The 16,418-nt window shown below is 65.6% G+C and carries 15 protein-coding genes; 10 read left to right on the top strand and 5 right to left on the bottom strand.

Annotated features, from left to right (window positions below):
- Nucleotides 1–92: 92 nt before the first annotated feature.
- The 4 genes from pdhA to NGB94_RS00285 are packed head-to-tail and all read left to right on the top strand — an operon-like array spanning nt 93 to nt 4,019.
- Nucleotides 93–1,307: a pyruvate dehydrogenase (acetyl-transferring) E1 component subunit alpha gene (gene pdhA, locus NGB94_RS00300; RefSeq protein WP_325788228.1), complete on the top strand. Its 1,215-nt coding sequence runs from the start codon at nt 93–95 to the stop codon at nt 1,305–1,307.
- Complete coding sequence (locus tag NGB94_RS00295; protein WP_325788227.1) at nt 1,304–2,278, top strand: alpha-ketoacid dehydrogenase subunit beta; 975 nt, start codon at nt 1,304–1,306, stop codon at nt 2,276–2,278. The genes pdhA and NGB94_RS00295 overlap by 4 nt, the downstream gene beginning before the upstream one ends.
- 58 nt (nt 2,279–2,336) lie before the next feature.
- Nucleotides 2,337–3,782 (top strand): dihydrolipoamide acetyltransferase family protein, encoded by a 1,446-nt coding sequence (locus tag NGB94_RS00290; RefSeq protein ID WP_325788226.1) that lies wholly within the window; start codon nt 2,337–2,339, stop codon nt 3,780–3,782.
- Between the two features lie 30 nt (nt 3,783–3,812).
- Nucleotides 3,813–4,019 (top strand): hypothetical protein, encoded by a 207-nt coding sequence (locus tag NGB94_RS00285; protein WP_325788225.1) that lies wholly within the window; start codon nt 3,813–3,815, stop codon nt 4,017–4,019.
- A 36-nt stretch (nt 4,020–4,055) separates the two neighbouring features.
- On the opposite strand, the gene NGB94_RS00280 is transcribed toward NGB94_RS00285, so the two are convergent.
- Both NGB94_RS00280 and NGB94_RS00275 read right to left on the bottom strand, forming a co-directional pair.
- The gene (locus tag NGB94_RS00280) at nt 4,056–5,351 is read right to left on the bottom strand and encodes a PLP-dependent aminotransferase family protein (RefSeq protein ID WP_325788224.1); all 1,296 of its coding nucleotides are present in this window, start codon (nt 5,349–5,351) and stop codon (nt 4,056–4,058) included.
- Nucleotides 5,352–5,396: 45 nt separating this feature from the next.
- On the bottom strand, nt 5,397–6,365 hold the full coding sequence (locus NGB94_RS00275) for a LuxR C-terminal-related transcriptional regulator (protein ID WP_325788222.1): 969 nt from the start codon (nt 6,363–6,365) through the stop codon (nt 5,397–5,399).
- Between the two features lie 516 nt (nt 6,366–6,881).
- On the opposite strand from NGB94_RS00275, the gene NGB94_RS00270 reads away from it, so the two are divergent.
- The 3 genes from NGB94_RS00270 to NGB94_RS00260 all read left to right on the top strand — a co-directional run bounded on the left by NGB94_RS00270 (nt 6,882) and on the right by NGB94_RS00260 (nt 10,576).
- On the top strand, nt 6,882–7,841 hold the full coding sequence (locus tag NGB94_RS00270) for a lantibiotic dehydratase C-terminal domain-containing protein (protein ID WP_325788220.1): 960 nt from the start codon (nt 6,882–6,884) through the stop codon (nt 7,839–7,841).
- Nucleotides 7,842–7,892: 51 nt separating this feature from the next.
- Nucleotides 7,893–8,084 carry a hypothetical protein gene (locus NGB94_RS00265; protein ID WP_325788219.1) on the top strand — a complete coding sequence of 64 codons (192 nt, stop codon included), beginning with the start codon at nt 7,893–7,895 and terminating at the stop codon, nt 8,082–8,084.
- Between the two features lie 272 nt (nt 8,085–8,356).
- Entirely contained in the window at nt 8,357–10,576 is a 2,220-nt protein-coding gene (locus NGB94_RS00260) for a catalase (RefSeq protein ID WP_325788218.1), read from the top strand.
- 88 nt (nt 10,577–10,664) lie between these two features.
- On the opposite strand, the gene NGB94_RS00255 is transcribed toward NGB94_RS00260, so the two are convergent.
- Nucleotides 10,665–11,084 (bottom strand): hypothetical protein, encoded by a 420-nt coding sequence (locus tag NGB94_RS00255; protein WP_325788217.1) that lies wholly within the window; start codon nt 11,082–11,084, stop codon nt 10,665–10,667.
- 317 nt (nt 11,085–11,401) lie between these two features.
- On the opposite strand from NGB94_RS00255, the gene NGB94_RS00250 reads away from it, so the two are divergent.
- The 3 genes from NGB94_RS00250 (at nt 11,402) to NGB94_RS00240 (ending at nt 14,605) form a co-directional block, all read left to right on the top strand.
- Nucleotides 11,402–12,139 carry a GAF and ANTAR domain-containing protein gene (locus tag NGB94_RS00250; RefSeq protein ID WP_325788216.1) on the top strand — a complete coding sequence of 246 codons (738 nt, stop codon included), beginning with the start codon at nt 11,402–11,404 and terminating at the stop codon, nt 12,137–12,139.
- A complete protein-coding gene (locus tag NGB94_RS00245) occupies nt 12,136–13,188 on the top strand; it encodes a Gfo/Idh/MocA family oxidoreductase (protein WP_325788215.1) in 1,053 nt (350 codons plus the stop codon). The genes NGB94_RS00250 and NGB94_RS00245 overlap by 4 nt, the downstream gene beginning before the upstream one ends.
- Nucleotides 13,189–13,273: 85 nt before the next feature.
- Nucleotides 13,274–14,605 (top strand): MFS transporter, encoded by a 1,332-nt coding sequence (locus NGB94_RS00240; RefSeq protein ID WP_325788214.1) that lies wholly within the window; start codon nt 13,274–13,276, stop codon nt 14,603–14,605.
- Nucleotides 14,606–14,666: 61 nt separating this feature from the next.
- Here NGB94_RS00240 and ald read toward each other — a convergent pair whose 3' ends face one another.
- Nucleotides 14,667–15,785: an alanine dehydrogenase gene (gene ald / locus NGB94_RS00235; protein ID WP_325788212.1), complete on the bottom strand. Its 1,119-nt coding sequence runs from the start codon at nt 15,783–15,785 to the stop codon at nt 14,667–14,669.
- A gap of 87 nt (nt 15,786–15,872) precedes the next feature.
- A complete protein-coding gene (locus tag NGB94_RS00230; protein ID WP_325788210.1) occupies nt 15,873–16,328 on the bottom strand; it encodes a helix-turn-helix domain-containing protein in 456 nt (151 codons plus the stop codon).
- Nucleotides 16,329–16,418 lie beyond the last annotated feature (90 nt).

The following is a 16,418-nucleotide window of genomic DNA, read 5'->3' as shown; positions in this document are numbered from 1 at the left end:
TTCCACATATATGCCACCACGGGTACATATTCCCAACGCGGCATATTTCTAGCGGGGGCGGGACCTGAAAGTCCGCCCCGGCGAGGAGAGGTATGGCCCTGGAGCACTTGCCCGCCACCGAATTCGATTCGCCGGCGCTGAATGAGACGTTGGTGCCTGCCCCCGGCAGCTCACCGGACGGCATGGTCCAGCTGCTGACCCCGGAAGGGGTGCGCACCGGACACGAGCTGTACGGCCGGTACGCCGAAGACGTTGATGACGAGGCGCTGCGCTCCTTCTACCGGGACATGTTCCTCATCCGCCGGTTCGACACCGAGGCCACGGCCCTGCAGCGCCAGGGTGAACTGGTGATGTGGGTGCCGCTCACCGGGCAGGAAGGCGCACAGATCGGTTCCGGCCGCGCCCTGGCCGCCCAGGACTATGTCTTCCCCACCTACCGCGAGCACGGCGTGGCCCTCACCCGCGGGCTGCAGCTCTCCCACCTGCTGCGCAGGTTCCGCGGCATCTCCCACGGCGGCTGGGATCCGCGGGAATCGAACTTCCACCTCTACACGCTGGTGCTTGCCGCCCAGGTCCCGCACGCCGTCGGCTATGCCATGGGCATGGCGCGGGACAACGCCGCCGACCCGTCGCAGCCCGCCGGCGCCACCGTTGCCTACTTCGGCGACGGCGCCAGCTCAGAGGGCGACGTGCATGAGTCGATGGTCTTCGCGGCCTCCTACGACGCACCCGTGGTCTTTTTCTGCCAGAACAACCACTGGGCAATTTCGGTTCCCACCGAAGTCCAGTCACGCATCCCGCTGGCCAACCGTGCCCAGGGCTACGGATTCCCGGGCATCCGCGTGGACGGCAACGACGTCCTTGCAGTCCATGCCGTCACCCGCTGGGCACTTGAACACGCCCGCAGCGGCAACGGCCCGGTGCTGATTGAAGCCTTCACCTACCGCATGAGCGCCCACACCACCGCGGACGACCCCACCAAGTACCGCCTATCCGCGGACGAAGAGGCATGGATTGGCCGGGACCCGCTCACCCGCCTGGAAAAGCACCTGCGCTCCACCGGCGCCGGCGACGACGCATTCTTCGCCTCCCTCACGGCAGAAGCGGACGAACTGGCCGCCCGGCTGCGCGCCGACGTGCAGGCCATGGAACCGCCGTCGTTCGCTGGATCCTTCGCGGATGTGTACGCCGAACCGCACCCGCTCATTGCCGAGGAACTGGCCTTCCACCGGGCCTATGAGGACGGGTTCGCCGACGCGGACGAAGCCGCCGGCACCAACGACACCGAGGAAGAGGTCGGCGCATGAGCACCATGACCATGGCCAAGGCCATCAACGCCGGCCTGCGTGCCGGTCTGGCAGCCGATCCCAAGACCCTGCTGATGGGCGAGGACATCGGCGCCCTTGGCGGCGTTTACCGCATCACCGAAGGACTGCAGGCCGAATTCGGCACTGACCGCGTCATGGACACCCCGCTGGCGGAGTCCGGGATCATCGGCACCGCGATCGGCCTGGCCCTGCGCGGCTACCGTCCGGTCTGCGAAATCCAGTTCGACGGCTTCGTCTTCCCCGGCTTCAACCAGATCACCACCCAGCTGGCCAAGATGCACTCGCGCAGCGAAGGTGCCCTGAGCGCGCCCGTGGTCATCCGGATTCCCTACGGCGGCGGCATCGGATCGATCGAACACCACTCGGAGTCCCCGGAAGCCCTCTTTGCGCACACCGCCGGGCTGCGCATCCTGGCCCCCTCCAGCCCGCAGGACGGCTACTGGATGATCCAGCAGGCAATGCAGGGCAAGGACCCGGTCATTGTCTTTGAACCCAAGCGCCGCTACTGGCTCAAGGGTGAGGTGGACACCTCGGCGCCGTCGGGCGATCCGTTCACGGCACAGGTCCTGCGCGCCGGAACCGATGCGACGATCGTGGCCTACGGACCCCTGGTACCCGTGGCCCTGGCCGCCGCCGAAGCCGCCGCCGAAGACGGGCGGAGCGTTGAGGTCATCGACCTGCGCTCCATCTCCCCGATCGACTTCGATACCGTCACCGAATCGGTTCGCCGCACCGGACGCCTGATCGTCACGCACGAAGCCCCGACGTTCGGCGGCATCGGCGGTGAAATCGCGTCCCGGGTCGCAGAGCGCGCGTTCCTGCACCTGGAAGCGCCCGTTCTGCGGGTAGGCGGGTTCCACATGCCCTATCCCGTTGCCGCCGTTGAAGAGCACTACCTGCCGGACATCGACCGGCTCCTTGATGCCCTCGACACCGTCTTCTCCTACTGAGAGCCCCTGACAGCTGCTTCCGCCGCCGGCCCGCCGGCCAACGCCAGATCGAGATGCCATGACTGAGAAAACATTCAAACTGCCCGACGTCGGGGAAGGCCTCACCGAGGCCGAGATCGTCCAGTGGCGGGTCAAGGAAGGCGACACTGTTGCCATCAATGACGTGATCGTGGAGATCGAGACCGCGAAGTCACTGGTGGAACTTCCTTCTCCATTCGCTGGAACCGTCAGCGGCATCCTCGCCGAGGAGGGCACCACCGTTGAAGTGGGCACCCCCATCTTCCGCGTGGCGCCCGCCGGCGGCAGCAGGAAGGCTGCCGACAAGGCACCCGCAGCCGCAGGGAAAACAACGACGGCGGCTCCGGCCGCCGCCGACGGCCCGCCGTCGGCATCACTCACCGGCACCGGTCCCAAGGCCGACGCCGTCCGCCGGCGTCCGCGCCGGAACCGGGCCGTCCCCGCCCAGGAAGCGTCGGCGCCGACACCAGCCCCCGCCGAGGCACCTTCTTCGGCGGCGGCGCCTTCCTCCGCAACGGCGCCCCGTGCCGCCGGCCGGCCGGACCCCCGCGGAGCCGCCGTGGCTGCAGCGGGCGCTGCCGTCCAGGACCGCTTCAACCAGCTGCTCCAGCGCGTGCTGGCCAAGCCTCCGGTCCGAAAGGCCGCCAAGGACCTGGGCATCAACCTTGCCGACGTGCCGGCCACCGGTGCCGGAGGCGAGGTCACCAAGCAGGACCTGATCAGCTACCAGGCCCAGCGCGAGTCGGAAGTCGATTCGGCGGACACCTTCTGGTCACCCTCCAGCAAGCCCCAGGAACGCCGGATCGAGCGGATTCCGGTCAAGGGCGTCCGGAAGGCCACCGCAAAGGCGATGGTGGACAGTGCCTTCAGCGCTCCGCACGTGAGCATTTTCGTGGACGTTGACGCTTCGCGGACCATGGAGTTCGTGAAGCGGCTAAAAGCGTCCCGCGACTTCGAAGGCATCAAGGTTTCACCGCTGCTGATCCTGGCGAAGGCGGTCATCTGGGCCGCAGCGCGGAATCCCTCCGTCAACGCCACCTGGGCCGGCGACGAGATCCACGTCAAGCACTTCATGAACCTGGGCATTGCCGCAGCCACGCCGCGCGGGCTCATGGTTCCGAACATCAAGGACGCCCAGGACCTTTCGCTCAAGGAACTGGCGGTGGCGCTGAACGAGCTGGCCACCACGGCCCGGGCGGGCAAGACTCCGCCCGCGGACATGCGCGGCGGCACGCTCACCATCACCAACATCGGTGCCCTGGGCATTGATACCGGGACGCCGATCATCAACCCCGGGGAAGTCGCGATCGTTGCCTTCGGCACCATCAAGCAGAAGCCGTGGGTGCTGGACGGCGAGGTGATCCCGCGGTGGATCACCACCCTTGGCGGCTCCTTTGACCACAGGGTGGTCGACGGCGACCTTTCGGCACGCTTCATGGCTGATGTGGCCGCCATCCTGGAAGAACCTGCCCTGCTTCTGGACTAGGCTCGAAAGGGACCCAACGATCGGAGCAGCATGTCAATGAACCCCGGACCCGGAAACCGCGGGGGCGGACCGCAGATCGACTGGAAGCGGACGGCCTGGATCCTCGTCGGTGCCTTCATCGTCTCCAGCCTGCTGATCATCCTGTTCCCGAACCTGGGCATGCTCTGGCGGCTGGCCATCATGGCGCTGCTGTTCGTGATTGTGGTTCCGTTTTTCGACCGCCGGCGCCGGAAGTAGGCCCCGGCGGCCGGGCATGCCCGGCCCGCTCCGGGGCTAGAGAGCTCCGGCGGCGGCGACCGCCCGCCGGATCACGGGAGCAAGCCGGCGCACGCCTTCGGCGATGTCCTGCTCGGAAACGGCGCTGAAGGCCAGCCGCAGCCGGGAACTGGGTTCATCTCCGGGCGTGAAGGCTGTTCCCGGAATGAACACTGTTCCGGCTTCAATGGCCTCGGCCAGCAGGGGGTAGGTGTCGACGCCCTCAGGCAGGCTGAGCCAGACGAAGAAGCCGCCGTCCGGCACTGTCCACGTAACGCCGTCGGGCATCTCTTCCTGCAGCGCCGCCAGCATCGCTGCGCAGCGGCCGGCGTAGAGCCGGCGGGAATCCCGGATGCGGCCCATCCAGTCGAAATCGCGCAGGTAGGCTGCGGTGATCATCTGGGTCAGGGGAGAGGGACAGAGCACCACGGACTCGCAGGCCAGGTAGAAGCGGCGGAACAGGTGCCGCGGAATCAGGGCCCAGCCCAGGCGCATGCCGGGAGCGAAGATCTTAGAGAATGACCCGAGGTAGAGCACATCCTCGGCGTTCGACGCCCGCAGCGGAGCAAGCGGTTCGCCGTCGAACCGGAGCAGTCCGTAGGGATTGTCTTCGAGCACCAGGATGTTGTTTTCCCGGCAGATCTGCACCACTTCGTCCCGCCGGCCGACCGAGAGCGTGATGCCGCTGGGGTTGTTGAAGCTGGGGATCGTGTAGAGCATCTTGATGGTCTTGCCGGCTGCGCGCAGCGAGCTGATCCGCTCCCGCAGTGCCTCCGGGATAAGGCCCTCGGAGTCCATGGCGACCGGCTGGATGTCCACTTCGTATGACTCGAAGGCATTGAGCGCGCCAACGTAGGTCGGATCTTCGCAGAGAACCACGTCACCGGGATTGCAGAAGACCTTGGCGGCGACGTCCTGGCCGGACTGTGAACCGGTGGTGATGACGACGTCGGCGGGGTCGGCGTCCATGATGCCTTCGGCGGCCATCACCTCGCACGCCAGCTCGCGGAGTTCGGCCAGCCCCTGCCCGGGGCCGTACTGCAGGGCCGCGAGGCCCTGGCTGCGGATGATCGACGCCGTCGCGTCGGCAAGCTCATCCAGCGGCAGTTCCTGCAGGTACGGGCTGCCTCCGGCCAGCGAGATCAGGCCCGGCTGGATGGAGATATCGAAGACATCCCGGACAGCCGACTGCTTGATGTGGAAGGCTCGGTCCGACAGGAGATCGTGGTGGCGGTGGGCCGAACCCGTGGCCCGGTCGAGGGCCACCTGTGCTTCCGGAGTCAGCACCGACCCCGTTGTTTCCTCAAACGTCATGCCACATCATGGCACTCGGGTTGACCGGGAAGCAACACAAGTTTTCTAGATCCAACCCGCCTTATGGGCCTTGATTCCGGCCTGGAAGCGGCTCTCGGCTTTCAGCTCCTCCAGCATCCAGGCAATGTGCCGTCGGCAGGTGCGCACGCTGATGCCCACGCGCCGGGCGATAACCTCGTCCGAGTGCCCGGCCGCGAGTCCGGCCAGGACGGACCGCTGGGTGCTGGTCAGCCCGGCTTTGCCCGGGTCGTCCGCGAGGAAAGGTTCCGCGAGGCTCCACGCGAACTCAAAGAGCTTGGTGAACAGGCCAATGAGGTTGGGGTCCCGGATGACGAGCCCTGCCCTGTCGTAGGTGTGCAGCTGCCGTGCCACCACGGCCACTTTGTCATCGAAGATGAGGGTGCGCATGGGGACGTAGGGGAGGGTGCGGAATTCACCGCCGGCTTCACTGATCCGCTCCACAGCCTTGCAGGTTGGTACATGGTCCCTGGTGCTGACGTGGTAGAGGGTCTGCCGCTTCACCCCTGCGCGCAGCAGGTCCAGGTCCTTCTGGACGCTCTCTTCCTGGAAGTCGGCGTTGGAGCCGTGGCCGGGCCGGGCAATCAGCACGCTTTCCGAGGCTGAGCGCCCGTATTCAATGAGTACCCGCTGTACCTGCTCCGGGTCCTCGAGCACTTCAACCGAGGCTTCCGCGGCCACCTGCCGGCGTGCCTCCGCGAAGGTGGGCACCAGGCTTGCCAGCTCGCGCCGTTTGGCGCCGATCCTGGCCCTCAGTTCCAGCATCTCGCGCTCGTCAGGATCAACCAGTTCGGCCAGCGCCACATCCGGGGAGACGGCGGTGTACACCGAGCTGTCCGGGCCTTCGGAGAAGAGCAGGCAGCGGGAGCGGAGTTCATCCACGGCCCGGTCGATGGCGCGCGTTGTGTAGCCCAGCGCGTCCGATGCTTCAGCAGGGGTCCAACCCGGATGGGAGACCGCGTAGCGGTACACCTCAACCGACACCTGATCCAGCAAATCTCCTCCTACAACTGCGGTGCTGGGGACAGCCGGCATGGGTCCGGCGCGCACCTGATGCCCCAAGAACTGCCGGCCTCCGGGCAAGGCGCTGTGCCCCCGAAATTGGAACCCGAAGAGAGTGACATGACAGCTTAATGCCATTCTCCACGCTTGCCCGGTAGTTCGGTACCCAAAACGCTGATTTTCGCTTGCCTGCGGGCTTTTCGGGGGGCGGCAGAGAACGTCCAAACGGGCTTAGGGGCACCAACCGGACATGACAGGAAGCTGAAATTGGTAACGGTGGACACACCCTTCCGGCCCGGGGGAAGCTTTCGGAGTCAAACACGACCGGCTGTGCAACCAGCCGAACTAAAAGAGGGGATACGACCATGAAGAAGGCAACTGCACCGGTTTCCATCAAGAGCTGGGAATGGTTCTAATTTAGGCCCCTCACATGGGGGATGAACCAACCAGCTACACATCTAGACCCGCCCCAGCGGCGGTAACCAGACTTGAACCCGGAGGAAGAACGCCATGAGCCAGCTAACAGCAGTTCGAAACGCCTCGCGAACTAATGCAAGCACTCATTGGTGGACACTATCCATCTATACCGGCGGCTTCGATGTAGCGGACGGCATCATTGGAGAACTGGTTACCCCGCTGGCGGCGCAGGCCCAGCTATGGGGGGCGCAGCGGTGGTTCTACACCCGCTGTTCTGAGCCTGCCAACGCCCATGTGCGCATGAAGGTGCTGGCGCCCCAGGAAACGCTGGACCGCCTGAAGTCGCTTTTGGCGGCGCTTCAGGAGCAGGCCAGCGGCGTCATAGGCCACCTCAGCGTTACCCACGCCTTCGGCGACCCGGCGTGCGACCGGCTGAGCCCGGGTGGTACGGAACAGCAGGATCCGCGCATCGAAGCCGATCTTGCGAAGTACGGCGGGGTGGAAGGGCTGGCGCTGGCTGAGGAAGTCTTCGAACTCTCCTCGGACCTGGGGACCTGGGCAACCGCCCGTTTCCCCAAGGTGCAGAACCGGTGGGCGCTTGGCTCGCTGCTGCTCTTTGATTCCGCACGCAGCATGATGAAGGGCCCCCGGGCCTCCAGCTGGCCGGACCGGCGCAGGCTTTCCTGGGATTACTACTGGGACAGCCACCTGCGCAGCTGCACCGCCGGCTTCGGCCCGCGTGCGGCAAGTGTCCGGCAGGCCATGACGGTACAGGTGGGAGCGAAGGTCATGCCGACCCACCGGCTGATGGCCGCCACCGCGGCAGAATCCGCGGTCGAAAACTGGCGGCGCCGCTGGTTCCGGACCATGGATACCTACCTCTACCGGGCGGACAAGGCACGAGTGAGCCGCAGCGCGCAGCATCTGACGGTCTACCAGGCCCATATGCTCCTCAACCGGCTGGGACTGTCCCTGCGGGAGGAAGCAGCCATGGGGTTGTATGCCCGGACCTGGAGCACAGAGCGCGAAGCCATGCTCCTGGACAAGCACTAGTCCTCCCGGATGGACCGGGGGGAAGTCGTCGAGGAGAAGGAGGCGGTCACTGTGTCGCAACGGAATGAAGTAGTTCTGGCTGCTGACGACAAAGACCTGGGAACGGTCTTGGGCTGCGACGAAGAGACGGTAGTGGATATGCGCGGAATGGGATACGTCGAGTCCCGCGGTGAACTCTGGAGCGTAGGGCCGGCCCGGGACTACCTGAGGGACGCTGCCTGGGCAGACTGTCTCTGGGAGTAGTGCAACAACGGTTACACCAGCGCCCGGCCCGCCGGGCCCATCGAAGTCCGTTCCGGCCGCGTAAGCCCGCTGCAGGGCTGAAAAGCCGGGACGGTAGGGGATGTATCCCCACAGAGGACGGATCTGCCTGTACCCCCCTGCAGGCAGGTCCGTTCTTTGCGTTGCGGCGGCACTTTCTCCCCGCTTGTTAAGTAGCCTTACTATTTTTTCGGTACGCTGTTTCTGGAGCCGCGCTCCAGGCGCGGCGACAAGTTCCACTAGATGGAGGCCACATGTCAGATCAGAGCACATCCGCCAACGGACTTCCGATTCCCGGCGCGCCTGCCCCGCAGCCGCCCTCGCTTGCAGAGCCCACCGAACCGCACGATCCGCTTCCGCCAAAGCCTGACCAGGACGGTCCTGAGACCGTCTCTCCGACCGGCGTGCCCACGGGCGCACCCAAGACCTCCAATGCCCAGTCCGGCCGCTACCTGACAACGGCGCAGGGCGCCCGGCTGCGGGACACTGACCATTCCCTCAAGGCCGGTCCGCGCGGCCCCGTCCTCCTCCAGGACCACCACCTGCGGGAAAAGATCACCCACTTTGACCACGAGCGCATCCCGGAGCGTGTTGTCCACGCCCGCGGCGCGGCAGCGCACGGCGTGTTCGTTGCCAACGGAGCCGCCGAAGGGATCACCCGGGCTGGTTTCCTGGCGCGTGACGCCCAGACTCCCGTGTTTGTCCGCTTTTCCACGGTCCTCGGGTCCCGGGGATCCGCTGACACCGTCCGCGACACCCGCGGATTCGCCACCAAGTTCTACACGGACGAGGGAACCTTCGACCTGGTGGGCAACAACATCCCGGTCTTCTTCATCCAGGACGCCATCAAGTTCCCGGATGTGATCCACGCCGGCAAGCCCCACCCCGACCGGGAAATCCCGCAGGCGCAGAGCGCCCACGACACGTTCTGGGATTTCGTCTCACTGCACACCGAAGCCCAGCACCACACCATGTGGAACATGTCCGACCGTGGTATCCCGCGTTCCTACCGGACCATGGAAGGCTTCGGCGTCCATACCTTCCGGGTTGTGAACGCCAAGGGTGAAACCTCGCTGGTGAAGTTCCACTGGAAGCCGCGCCTCGGCGTGCACTCACTGGTCTGGGAAGAAGCACAGATCATCAACGGCATGGATCCCGACTTCCACCGCCGGGACCTGGCAGATGCCATCGAAGCCGGTGCCTACCCGGAATGGGACCTGGGAGTCCAGGTCTTCCCGGACACCGAGGATGAGATGTTCGAGGGCATCGACCTGCTGGATCCCACCAAGATCGTGCCCGAGGAACTGGCACCGGTGCAGGTCATCGGAACCATGACCCTGAATCGAAACGTCACCAACTTCTTCGCTGAGACGGAGCAGGTGGCCTTCCACCCCGGCCACCTGGTTCCGGGCATCGACGTCACCAATGACCCGCTGCTCCAGGGCCGCCTGTTCTCCTACATCGATACCCAGCTGACCCGCCTGGGCGGACCGAATTTCGCCCAGATTCCGATCAACCGGCCGCACGCCCCGGTCAATGACATGCTCCGGGACGGCTTCCACCAGGACGCAGTGCACAGTGGCGTGGCGCCCTACCAGCCCAATTCGCTGGACGGCGGCTGCCCGTTCCTGGCCGGTGCCGACATGGGAGCGTTCATCGACGTGCCGGCTCCGGTGGCCAAGTCCCGCAAGGTCCGGGAGAGCCCGGCAACCTTCGACGACCACTACAGCCAGCCGCGGCAGTTCTTCCGGTCGCTGACCCCGGTGGAACAGGACCACGTCATCCAGGCGTACACCTTCGAGCTGGGCAAGTGCTACGAGGAGAACATCAAGGTCCGCCAGCTTCAGGCCCTCGCCAACATTGACGAGCGCCTGTGCGCTGAGGTGGCCGCCGGCCTGGGGCTTCCGGCCCCGGCACCCACGCTGAAGGTGGAAGACGCAGACCCGAGCCCGGCCCTCCAGCAGGTGGGCCGAACCTGGCCGGTTGACGGCCGGATCATCGGCATCCTCGCCGACGGCAGCACCGATCTGACTGCCCTGGCCCGGATCCGCGCGGCCATCGACGCGGCAGACATGGTTCCGCTCGTGATCGCTCCGCAGGGCGGCATGCTCGGCGGCCAGATCCCGGTCCAGCGCACCTACCTGACGGCCCGTTCCACAGAGTTCGACGCCGTCATCGTGGCGGGTTCCGGCGAATACGGCACGGATGCGGTGGACAGCCTGGATGCCAAGGCCGGAAACCCCGCCGGCCACCCGGCGATCGATCCCCGCGTGGCTATCCTCCTCACCGAGGCTTACCGCCACTCCAAGGCACTGGGTGCCTGGGGCAGCGGTGCAGGTGTGCTGGGCGCTTCCGGCATTCCGGAGGATGCCCCGGGCATCCTGGTGGAATCCCCGGAGGAAATCGTTCCGGGCCTGGTCACGCTGCTGAGCCAGCACCGGGTGTGGGAGCGGTTCCCGGTGGCCGCCTCGTAATGGCGGATGCCTGCCGCTGATGAATAACGGAGGGGGCCCGGAGCAGCAGTGCTGTTCCGGGCCCCCTTCCGTCTCATTCCTGGAAGGGCTAAACCGGGTCCGGCGTTTCCTCGTCTGCCATGGAGTCGATGAGTGCGTAGAGGGCCTGGCGCAGTTCAGTTTCACCGGCCCGTGCGTCGCATTTCTTCCTGACCGCCGCGAGCTCCTCCACCATGGCGGTGCCGGATGGTGTGCGTGACCATCGGCCCGGGCGGCGTGGCCGGGCGTACCCGGCCTGATGCAGGGACGCGAGGGCAAATGAGGCTTCCTCGAGGCTGAGGCGTGTCAGCAGGGCAACTCTTGCCGCGGGCATCCCTGGCGCGGAAAGGGCCTTCAGCACGCGCACCGAGACTTCGTTCAAGTTGAGATCAGCAAGGAAAATCCGACTGGCTTCGGCAGAGAGGTGTGCCGCGGCACCCAGCAGCAGGGTGAGTCCTCCGGGAAACGGGGACGGCGAATCAGTGCCCAACGCGCCACCCGGGGGGAGCCCAGCCGGCCGGAACTTCATGGCCGGCGAAGGTCTCGCACGCAGAACAGGTGTAACTCACAACGCCGGGATCGTCCCCGGTCGGCGCAGTGTAGAACTCGTAGATCAGGTAATCGTCAACGCCGCAATGGTGGCAGATCGGCAAGTGCGCCGGCAGGCCCATCGATAACTCCATAAAGGTGTGCAGAAGCCGTGGCCGCGTCTTGACCGTATCCCGATATCGTAGTATCTAAGCTCTGACACGACAATCGTGGGCGCACAGTGCGGTTCACAGGGGCTCGAAAAAGGAACATTGCACTATGGACGACCTGAGGTCTGCGACTGCCACCGCAGCACAGCTGCAGGACCTGCTGATCCACCATGAAGACGTACTGGAATTCCTGCAGCAGCTGGCCCGGGTGAGCGCCTCTTCCCTTTCCTCGCGCGGAACCGTGTACTGCGGAATCACGCTGCAGCGCTCGCGCGGACACAGCTACACGGTAGCCAGCAGCGAGAGCGCAGCGCTGGAAATGGACGAGATGCAGTACGCCTTCGACGACGGCCCCTGCCTCCACGCCCTCCGCGTCCATGAGGCCGTGGATGTTCCCGACACCTCCGCCGATGAACGCTGGCCGGAATACATGCAGCACGTCGTGGCGCAGGGCATGCGGTCCATCTATGCCGTGCCGCTCACGCTGGAAGGCCATGCACGGGCTGCCTTGAACCTCTACTCCCGCTCGGCGAACACCTTCGATGACGACTTCAAGCGGGTCGCCCGGACATATGCCGAGGAAGCGTCGATGGCTCTCCGGCTGGCGGTGCGGATGTCCCAGCGTGCCTCCACTGTTGAGGACCTGCAGTCGGTGCTGCAGTCGCGGACGGACATCGACCTGGCGATCGGGATCATCATGGGCCAGAACCGCTGTTCCCAGAGCGAGGCGTTCGAGACGCTAAAGCGCGCTTCGAACAGCAGGAACCTCAAGCTCAAGGTGCTGGCCGGGGAGATCGTCGCCAAGCTCAACGGCGCACCCTCCGAAACGCACTTCCAGACTTCATGACCGGGGCAGCCCGCTTTCCTGATTCATCAGCCCTGCGCACGGTACTTTTCGGCTACGGGCTGGGCGGACGCGTCTTCCATGCGCCGCTGATTGACGAGGATCCGCGGTATTCGCTGGATGTGATCGTCACTTCGGACCCCGTCCGTGCCAAAGCGGCGGCAGCCGCCTACCCGGATGCCGCCGTCGTTCCGTCAGCCGAAGCCGCCCTGGCTCTCACCGGGAACCTGGACCTGGCCGTGGTCAGTACGCCGCCGGCAACCCACGCCCCACTGGGGATCGCTGCCCTGAAGGCCGGCCTTTCCGCCGTGGTGGATAAACCGTTTGCGCATTCTCCGGAGGCGGCACGGGAACTCATGGACGCAGCCGCCGCAGCCGGAACAGTGCTTTCGGTGTTCCAGAACCGGCGCTGGGACGGAGACTTCCTGACGCTCAGGGGCCTGCTTGAACGCGGTGAGCTCGGCACCGTCAGCCGCTTCGAATCGCGGATGGAATCCTTCAAGCCTGCCGTCACCAAGGCCTGGAAGCGGGAAGCGGGAGCGGCTGACGGCGGGGGGATCCTCTTCGACCTGGGTCCGCACCTGATCGACCAGGCGCTGCAGCTCTTTGGCCCCGCTGAGCCGGTGTACGCCGAAGTCCGCTCAAGGAGGGAAGGCGACGGACCCGACGACGACGTCTTTGTGGTCCTGCAGCATGCCGCCGGGGTGCAGTCCCATTTGTGGATGAATTCGCTGGCTCCGCAGGCGGGGGAGAGGTACCGGGTTACCGGGTCAAAGGCAGCCTGGACGAAGCGCGGAACGGACCCGCAGGAAGCTCAGCTGGATGCAGGAATGCGTCCCGGGGACGCCGGTTACGGCGTGGAGGAACCGGCCAGCCGGGGACTGCTCGGCTCGGACGCATCCCGCACAATCGTTCCCACGGAGGCCGGCCGCTACCAGGACTTCTACACCGGGCTGGCAGCCGCTGTCCTGGACGGCGGCAAGCTGCCGGTTGACCCTGCAGATTCACTGCGGGGGCTGGAAATTATACGGCAGATATATGCCGGGCCGTGATTCCCTTTAGGGCACCCGCGTAACGGTCTGACCATAACGCGACCGAAATCACGTTGTGGTGCTGGTCTCCTTTAGCATTCTAGGAATGCACCTCAAAGACCGGATCGAAGATTCCACCCTGAGCCGGCGGCAAGTCGGAATCATTGCAATTTGTACAGCCCTCTACATGATCGACGGTTTTGACGTCCTGGTCATGGCCTTCAGCGCTTCCGCAGTTTCAGCGGAATGGGACCTCAACGGCGCGCAGCTCGGTTTCCTGCTCAGCGCGGCTCTGGTCGGTATGGCTGTGGGCTCCATTTTTGTCTCCACCATCGCGGATGTGATCGGCCGCCAGAAGACCCTGCTGATCGGCGTCTGCGTCGTAGCCGCGGGTATGTTCGCCTCCGTCTTCGCCCCTTCCTATGAGGTGCTGCTGATCCTGCGCCTTATTACCGGCGTCGCGATCGGAACCCTGCAGGCGACCATCAACGTCTTCGCCTCGGAGTTCTCCAACGCCAAGCGCCGGTCCACAGCGCTGGCAATCGTCAGCATCGGCCAGCCCGTGGGCGGCGTGCTGGGCGGCCTGGTGACCGGCGTGCTGATTTCCTCCTTCGGCTGGCGCTCGGCCTTCCTCTTTGGCAGCCTCGCGACACTGATCATGATTCCGCTGGTACTGAAAGTGCTGCCTGAATCCATCGACTACCTCTCCGTCCGCCGTCCCGCCAACGCGCTGGAACGCATCAACAAGACCCTGCGCAGCATTGGCCAGGTGCCGGTGGCGGAACTGCCCGAACCGGCGCCCCGGGGAGAGAAGAAGTCCCGCTTCGCCGACGTACTCACCGGAGTGAACGCCCGCCGGACCATCCTGCTCTCGCTGGCGTACTTCATCCTGATGGCCAGCTTCTACTTTGCGAATTCCTGGACCCCCAAGCTGATCACCGCCAGCGGCTTCAGCGCCCAGGACGGCATCAACGCCGGCGTACTCTTCAGCGTCGGCGCCATCACCGGCGCGGTGGTGCTGGGCGTCTTCGGTGCCCGCTATGACATGCGCCGGGTCCTGGCCGTGTTCTTCGTGGTCGGTGCAGCCACCTTCGTGGTGTTCGCAAACTCCACCGAAGGATCGCTGCCGCTGGCACTCTTCGCCGCCGCGCTGGTGGGCTTTGGCGCCAATGCGCCGATTGCCGGCATGCTGGCCATCAGTCCCACCTACTACGACTCCGAGGTCCGAGGCACCGCCCTTGGCCTGGTAATCGGCATGGGCCGGGTAGGAGCGATCGTCTCCCCGATCCTGGCCGGCAGCCTGATCGACGGCGGCTGGACGCCGGGGGACCTGTACTTCCTGTTCGTCATCCCCATGGCGCTCGGCGCCGTCGTTATCTCGCTGCTCGGAGCGCCCGTGCTGCGCGGCGCGGCGGCAAAGGTTCCGGTTTCGCACTAGGTTCCCTGACCACGGCAAAGGCCGGCAGCCGTTGGGCTGCCGGCCTTTGGCGCGTCAGAAGCTAGGGAGCTACCAGTTCCTTCCAGCCCTCAGTGAGGGCCAGGCCATGTGCGTCGGACACGGAGTGGTGCGCGACCGCGCCGTTGGCGATGTTCAGGCCCCGGGCCAGTGCCGGAGAATCCTCGAACGCAACGCGCACTCCCTTGTCCGCCAGCGCCACGGCATACGGCAGCGTGACATTGGTGAGTGCATAGGTGGAGGTGTTCGGAACAGCGCCGGGCATGTTCGCCACGCAGTAGAACAGTGAACCGTGCACCCGGAAGGTGGGCTCCTCATGCGTGGTGGGCCGGCTGTCCTCGAAGCAGCCGCCCTGGTCCACGGCGATATCCACCAGAACTGATCCCGGCTTCATCCGGGCGACCATGTCGTTGGTCACCAGCTTCGGTGCCCGCGCGCCGGGAACCAGGACGGAGCCGATAACGAGGTCCGCGTCCAGCAGCGCCCGCTCGATCTCGAACGCGTTGGAGGCCACGGTCTTGATGCGTCCGGCGTACTGCGCATCGAGTTCGCGCAGGCGGTTGATGTTGATGTCCAGGACGGTAACGTCTGCATGCGCGCCGACGGCGACGGCGACGGCGTTGGTGCCGGCCACTCCGGCACCGAGCACCACTACCTTGGCCGGCCGCACGCCGGGAACGCCGCCGAGCAGCAGGCCAGGCCCGCCCGCCGGTGCCATCATGCACTGCGCTCCGACCTGGACGGCCAGCCGGCCTGCAACCTCGGACATGGGTGCCAGCAGTGGCAGGGCACGCCCCTCCTGCACGGTTTCATAGGCAATCGCGGTGACGCCGGATTCAAGCAGCGCGCGGGTGAGTTCCTCAGTGGCTGCAAGGTGCAGATAGGTGAAGAGGATCAGCCCGGGGCGGAAGTACTGGTATTCCGAGCTGACAGGCTCCTTCACCTTGAGGATCATGTCCGCACGCTTCCAGACATCCCCGGCTGCGGGGGTCAGTTCGGCCCCGGCCGTTGAATATTCCTCATCGGTAATATTCGACCCGGCTCCTGCCCCGGCCTCGACCAGGACAGTGTGTCCACGGGTTGTCAGTTCGTGCACGCCGGAGGCCGTAATGGCCACCCGGTACTCGTTGTTCTTGATTTCTTTGGGGATACCGATAATCACGTTTTGCTCCGGTCAACAGATTGAAAAAGTACGAGTGGAACCAATTGCTAGCGAGCAGGTGTGCGGAGCCGCACGACGGCGGTGCTCCTAGGTATCAGTCCCCCCTGAAGTACCGTCCCCGCCCTGTGCTGCAGCCTTGGCAGCGCGCGCCTCGCGCTGGGACTGAAGCCAGGCCTCGACGTCGGACATCCTGATCCGGCGGTGCGTGCCCCGGTATTCGACCGGGATAACGCCGGCATCGGTCAGGTTGCGCAGGTACGTGTGGGAGATCCCGGCCGCCGCGGCGGCCTGGGAGGTAGTGAGCAGCGGATTATGCGCGGAGGAATCGCCGGGAACCTTCGCCTCCGCCGCAGCGGAGACGGTCACGGCCTGTCCACCCGCGAGCCGGCCGAGCAGGTCCAGCACCGCATCCCGGGCTGCCGGGGGCAGCCGAAGTGCCGTACCGTCAACGAACACCGTGACGTCGCCGGACGAAAGTGCCCGGTTCAGCGCGGAGGCATCCTTGCCGGTCAGCGCCGGGTAGGTCCTGCTCTGTTGGCTCATGGATCACATCTTGCCAAATGAAACGGGCCGGAAACATGATCTGGCGTCACAGAACTGCGCGCGGCGCTGCCGGGTGCCTCTTTGGCGCGC

This window comes from Arthrobacter koreensis (assembly GCF_035792275.1).
Taxonomy (GTDB): Bacteria; Actinomycetota; Actinomycetes; order Actinomycetales; family Micrococcaceae; genus Arthrobacter_B; species Arthrobacter_B koreensis_A.
The sequence above is the reverse complement of the archived record's forward strand: the minus strand, read 5'-3'. Positions and strand labels throughout refer to the sequence as shown.

What these genes read in the sequence shown, in the direction of transcription:
- pdhA (WP_325788228.1), top strand. Translation starts at nt 93, where the DNA reads ATGGCCCTGGAGCACTTGCCCGCCACCGAATTCGATTCGCCGGCGCTG.
- NGB94_RS00295 (WP_325788227.1), top strand. Translation starts at nt 1,304, where the DNA reads ATGAGCACCATGACCATGGCCAAGGCCATCAACGCCGGCCTGCGTGCC.
- NGB94_RS00290 (WP_325788226.1), top strand. Translation starts at nt 2,337, where the DNA reads ATGACTGAGAAAACATTCAAACTGCCCGACGTCGGGGAAGGCCTCACC.
- NGB94_RS00285 (WP_325788225.1), top strand. Translation starts at nt 3,813, where the DNA reads ATGTCAATGAACCCCGGACCCGGAAACCGCGGGGGCGGACCGCAGATC.
- NGB94_RS00280 (WP_325788224.1), bottom strand. Translation starts at nt 5,351, where the DNA reads ATGACGTTTGAGGAAACAACGGGGTCGGTGCTGACTCCGGAAGCACAG.
- NGB94_RS00270 (WP_325788220.1), top strand. Translation starts at nt 6,882, where the DNA reads ATGAGCCAGCTAACAGCAGTTCGAAACGCCTCGCGAACTAATGCAAGC.
- NGB94_RS00260 (WP_325788218.1), top strand. Translation starts at nt 8,357, where the DNA reads ATGTCAGATCAGAGCACATCCGCCAACGGACTTCCGATTCCCGGCGCG.
- NGB94_RS00250 (WP_325788216.1), top strand. Translation starts at nt 11,402, where the DNA reads ATGGACGACCTGAGGTCTGCGACTGCCACCGCAGCACAGCTGCAGGAC.
- NGB94_RS00245 (WP_325788215.1), top strand. Translation starts at nt 12,136, where the DNA reads ATGACCGGGGCAGCCCGCTTTCCTGATTCATCAGCCCTGCGCACGGTA.
- NGB94_RS00240 (WP_325788214.1), top strand. Translation starts at nt 13,274, where the DNA reads ATGCACCTCAAAGACCGGATCGAAGATTCCACCCTGAGCCGGCGGCAA.
- NGB94_RS00230 (WP_325788210.1), bottom strand. Translation starts at nt 16,328, where the DNA reads ATGAGCCAACAGAGCAGGACCTACCCGGCGCTGACCGGCAAGGATGCC.